3 protein-coding genes are annotated in these 2,930 nt (G+C 63.8%); 2 read left to right on the top strand and 1 reads right to left on the bottom strand.

All coding sequences use genetic code 11. The features are described 5' to 3' along the window. Nucleotides 1–574: 574 nt before the first annotated feature. A complete protein-coding gene (locus tag VGG53_RS11910) occupies nt 575–853 on the bottom strand; it encodes a hypothetical protein (RefSeq protein WP_331518263.1) in 279 nt (92 codons plus the stop codon). Nucleotides 854–932: 79 nt separating this feature from the next. Between VGG53_RS11910 and VGG53_RS11905 the strand changes: the two genes are divergently transcribed. Further along, nucleotides 933–1,526, top strand: a complete 594-nt coding sequence (locus tag VGG53_RS11905) for a hypothetical protein (protein WP_331518262.1) — start codon at nt 933–935, stop codon at nt 1,524–1,526. Between the two features lie 49 nt (nt 1,527–1,575). Then, on the top strand, nt 1,576–2,640 hold the full coding sequence (locus VGG53_RS11900) for an IS630 family transposase (protein WP_331518261.1): 1,065 nt from the start codon (nt 1,576–1,578) through the stop codon (nt 2,638–2,640). Nucleotides 2,641–2,930: the final 290 nt, after the last annotated feature.

Here is a 2,930-nt window from a genome sequence, read left to right as displayed (position 1 = left end):
GCCGAGGAGCTTCCGGAGTGGGCGGGCGACTGAAGGCAACGCGATCTTGGGGACCGCCGGCATCCCCGGATCGGCCGGACACCTCATGCTGAACCTTCAGCCGCTGGGTACTTACGGGCTAGTACCAAGTGCCGCAATCCTTATACCTCGGCGCCGAGCGCACGGATGTACCCCGGTCAAATCGCTCTCAAACAAATAATTTTAACCACTGTCTAGTTTCGTCTCAACTGAGTCGATGTCTCAACTGGGTATCTCGACAGCGGAGATTGATCGGCCTCCCATGCATGGACGTCACGCCGAGCGAACACTTCTGTAGGCCCACTCAAGTGCTGACGACGAAGCAGCCTTCCAGCGCAGGCGCATACACGCTGATCATCGGTTATTTCGATGCGGCATAACGAATTAGCGCGGTCGAAGCGCCAATGCGCATGTGGCGCAGCAGGGTGATCTGCGTCATATCGACAACTCTCTGACCTGCTTGTTTCTTCAAACACTTGCGCGAGCACGTTATGTAGCCGTTATTCTGCCCTAGCAACGGCGACCACCAGCTGGTTACCGGGGGAAGTAGTCAACGCTAGGTGTTTGGGGTGATGTTCGTCGTGTCCGGTCGGCACAGTTCAGTGAGATCCAGTGCGGCGCGCACGATCCTGCCTGTGGTGGGGGCGATTCCGATGGCGCTCGCGGTGGCGGCGTGCTCGAGCGGCACGCACACGGCGTCGCCGGCGACCAGCGCGCAGTCACCGAGTGGGCCGACCAGCACGCAATCGCAGGCGCCCACGCCCGGGACGGCTACGCCGCCGACGTCCAGCAGCCACAGCCCGAAGGTGCAGCCGGAGACTCCGGCGACCTCCACTCCCTATCAGCCGGGCGTATCGAACGCTCCCGCTGATGATTTGATTACGCCGCCGCGGCCGGCGCTCGTGCAGCCGGGTGTGACCAGCCCGGCGCCGGTGCCGCCGGAGGTTGCGCCGCCGGCTAATTATGTTGTGCCGGAGGGGTATCGGGCGATTCCACAGGATCAGTCCGAGCCGGCGCCGCCGGTTGATTTCCAGACGCTGCACGCTCCTGCGCCGACGGCGCCGGTGAAGCCTATTGCGCCGCCGCCGCGGACGGTGCGGTTCGGGGATTACACGGCGCCGGCGCCGAACTTTGTTCCGGATAATGTGCTGAATGGCGCGAATACCACTGCCGCTAACGCGGAGGCCGGGTTCGCGACTGCCTGCAACTCTGTTGGCATCGACCCCAGCAGATCGGACAAGATCGCGGGTGGAGCCATTGCCGGTGCCGCTATTGGTGCAGCAGCTGCGGGTATTCCGGCCGCCGTCGCCGGCGGCGTAGTTGGTGGCGTAGTCGGCGGAATCATCGGACAGGTCGGATGGGTCGGCCTCGTCACCGGCCCGCCGACAATTGCTGCCGGTGCAGCAATCGGCGCGGCGGTCGGCGCGGCCGCTGCTGGCATTCCTGCGGCCGTTGTCGGTGGCGCAGTTGGCGGCGTCGTCGGTGGCGCTGTCGGCAGCGCCATCTAGTGGGTCGCTTCCGAAGTAGTTGGGCGGTCATTTCTGGTTGAATGCCGGTGTGCGAGCTGCTCCTCTGGTGTTGCGTGACGGTGATCGGGAGATCCTGCAGGGCTGGATCCGGTCGAGGTCGATGAAGTCCGGGCTGATGTTGCGGGCCCGGATCGTCGTGCTGGCGGCTGATGGAGTGGCCCATGCCGAGATCGCGCGGCGGTTCGCGATCTCGCGGCAGACGGTGATCAATTGGCGGGCCCGCTACGAGGCGCACGGGATCGGTGGGCTGCACGACGAGGATCGTTCGGGTCGGCCGCGAGTCCTGGACCGGGACAAGCTGATTACCACGACGCTGACTCCTCCGCCACGCAAATACGGTGTGACGCATTGGAGTTCGCGCCTGCTGGCCGGTCATCTGGGTATCGCACACGGCACGGTGTCGAAGGTGTGGCGTGAGTACGGGGTGCAGCCGTGGCGGGCCGAGACGTTCAAGTTCTCCACCGACCCGGAGTTGGCGGGCAAGGTCACCGACATCGTCGGGCTCTACATGCACCCGCCGGAGAACGCGATTGTGCTGTGCGTGGACGAGAAGTCCCAGATCCAGGCCCTGGACCGGACCGCGCCGACGCTGCCGATGCAACTTGGGATCCCCGAGCGCCAGACTCACGACTACGTGCGCCATGGCACTACCACCTTGTTCGCCGCGCTCGACATCGCGACCGGCAAGGTCACCGGCGTGTGCAAACCGCGCCATCGCCACCAGGAATTTCTCGGCTTCCTGCGCCACGTTGCACGCGCCTACCCCGGGCGTGAGTTGCATCTGGTGATGGACAACTACGCCGCCCACAAGAAGGTTGAGGTCCGCGACTGGCTGGCCGAAAACCCGCGCATCCGAGTGCATTTCACTCCCACCTCGGCCTCCTGGATGAATATGGTCGAGATCTGGTTCGGCATCATCGAACGCCAGGCCATCCACCGCGGCACCTTCCGCAACGTCCGCGAGCTGACGACCCAGATTCGTGCGTTCATCAACGGCTGGAACCCCCGCGCCCATCCCTTCGTCTGGACCAAGACCGCCGACCGGATCCTCGCCAAGGCCCACCGTCCAGCAACTTCAAATACGGGCCACTAGGCCTCCGATGAGTTTCGGCGATTCGCCTCGTCCTTAGCGGACTCCTGGGACCTGGCACCGGTTTCCCGCCACCCGGCTCACCGGCCGGATACCTGACTCGCATCACCATCGACAAGATCGGCGGCGTCGGCCCCTGGGCAGATCTGGCCGCCGGCGGTCGCCCATCAGAACCGACATAAAACAATTGTGTTTCAGCACTCAAAGCGATGCCTATCACGTTTTTCCAACATCCTCGCCAATTTCCCCGTCGCCACCTTTGCTTATTAGTGTTATTTCTCAATAAGGCATGT

It is taken from the genome of Mycobacterium sp., from assembly GCF_036490025.1.
Taxonomy (GTDB): Bacteria; Actinomycetota; Actinomycetes; order Mycobacteriales; family Mycobacteriaceae; genus Mycobacterium.
This window is presented reverse-complemented; position numbering and strand designations above follow the sequence as displayed.